Below are 1,828 nucleotides of genomic sequence, written 5' to 3'. Positions count from 1 at the left end.
GTAGAATTTTTTGTCTTTTTCGGAGGGGAGATTGACGCTCAAGTCTCAACCGGAATTTCTTTCACGGCAAGCGTGGAAGGCGGTCAAATCTACAATAGACCTGAATCCGTGACGCTTTAGCTCAGACTGGCACGAACCAGTCTCGCACCGGCAATTTTGGGAGATCGTGGTCTCCCGCATCCTGTTCCAGCCGCACGCTACGGCGACATTGGCGTCTTGCTCCTTGAAATCTCAGTAAAATTTCGACCAGCGGGCGCACTTCTCCTGCTGCTGGTCACTTTCACCCCGGTCGCCGCGGTCAGCGCGCCGGCACAAGTTGCCGGTACACCCCCTGGAAGGCGGCAAACACCGGACAATGCCGGCTGAAGCGCAGGATAAGCCGCCGGCCGGTGCTGATCAGCCGGGCTGCCAGGTAGATCAGTTCCTGGATCACCGTGCGGATGCGGCGGCGTTTGGCCGGGTGGCGGATCGGGGCGAACTGGCCAAGCAGTCCCATCTGGCCGATGGTTCGGAGGATGTTGTAGGCAAAGGTACCCAGCGCCATGACCAGGGCGTTGGTGGCGAACTTGCCGCTGGGCAGCCGCTCCAGGTCGAGATCGGTCTTGAACTCGCTGTGGAACTGCTCCGAGGTGGCGTGGTCCCGGTACAGGGCGATCACCTGCTCGGGTTCCATGTCCAGGTCGGTCCACCAGCCTTCCAGGGTAATATCCGGGGTGAGCAGCAACTGGCCATGCCGGTCGGTGGTCCGTTCGGTCACGCGCACGATCCGCTTGCAGGGGTAAGCCGACCCATTGACCTGCATGGGCTCGTCGACCACCAACAAACCGACCCGCTTGCCGGCCCGGGGCGTGGTCACCTTGCCTTCGCTGAACACGCGGTCCCGCCAAGCCAGCTCGTTGCTGTTGCGCGGGTTCCACTTGATGAGGAAGCGGACGTTTTCCGCCGCGGCCAGAGCCTCCCGGGTTTCCAGCGCGTCGTGGGCCGAGTCCAGACGGACCACGATCTCCTGCTCGATGAGCACATGCGCCGCCTTGATGACCCGCTGGATGAACACCACGAACCCCGCCTGCCCGTGCTGGCTGCCGGGGCGCAGTTCGACCTCCAGGCACCAGCCCTCCATGCCCAGGTAGGCGGCGATGGGCGCATAACCGTCAAAGTTCTTGTAGGTGCGGCTCACCCCTTCCTTGCGGGTGTTCGAGTTGTCCTGGGGGAACACGTCCACGTCCAGGGGCACAAGGCCATCGGCATAGCCCGAGACCTTGACGCCGAGTTGCTTGAGCATGGATTGCGAACTGCGGAAAACCAGCGGGATCAGGCCGTCGGCGGCCGCCTCGTCCAGTCGCTGCCGCAAACGCTCGGTCGAGGGAACGCGACCGATGCCCAGGGCCTGTTGGAAGAAGTCGTCGTCGCGCATGCCGGTGATGGCCTGGAAATCGCTCTTGCCCAGGCACAGCAGCCCCAGGTAGCTGCGGAGGATGTCGATGTCGGCGATCTGGCCGCCACCTCGACTCAGCCGGCCCACCTGCCGCCCCAGGTCGCTGTGGCGGTTGATGCACGCGCCGGCCAGGGCCAGGCCGGAGTGGCTGGTGTAGAATTCGTCGTTGCTCTGCTCGAGGATCAGTCGCTTCATGTTTTCACCTGCCAAGTGAGTTTTTTGGACAGGCGTATATTGATAAATTTATACTGAAATTTCAATATATTGATTGTAATTTTAGCCACTTTTTACTGATGGATTTTCACTGATTCAGGTGTTGTGCAGTTCATCGACTAAAATTACCTTTTTTGCGGCATTGGAAAATATTTTCTCGACATTTATGTGCTGAAATTC

At 60.1% G+C, this 1,828-nt stretch carries 1 protein-coding gene; it reads right to left on the bottom strand.

Going from position 1 to position 1,828, the window contains the following annotated elements:
- Nucleotides 1-298: 298 nt before the first annotated feature.
- The gene (locus tag EOM25_14530; protein ID NCC26392.1) at nucleotides 299-1,630 is read right to left on the bottom strand and encodes an IS1380 family transposase; all 1,332 of its coding nucleotides are present in this window, start codon (nucleotides 1,628-1,630) and stop codon (nucleotides 299-301) included.
- Nucleotides 1,631-1,828 lie beyond the last annotated feature (198 nt).

This window comes from Deltaproteobacteria bacterium, from assembly GCA_009929795.1.
GTDB lineage: Bacteria > Desulfobacterota > Desulfovibrionia > Desulfovibrionales > Desulfomicrobiaceae > RZZR01.
The sequence above is the reverse complement of the archived record's forward strand: the minus strand, read 5'-3'. Positions and strand labels throughout refer to the sequence as shown.

What these genes read in the sequence shown, in the direction of transcription:
- EOM25_14530 (NCC26392.1), bottom strand. Translation starts at nt 1,630, where the DNA reads ATGAAGCGACTGATCCTCGAGCAGAGCAACGACGAATTCTACACCAGC.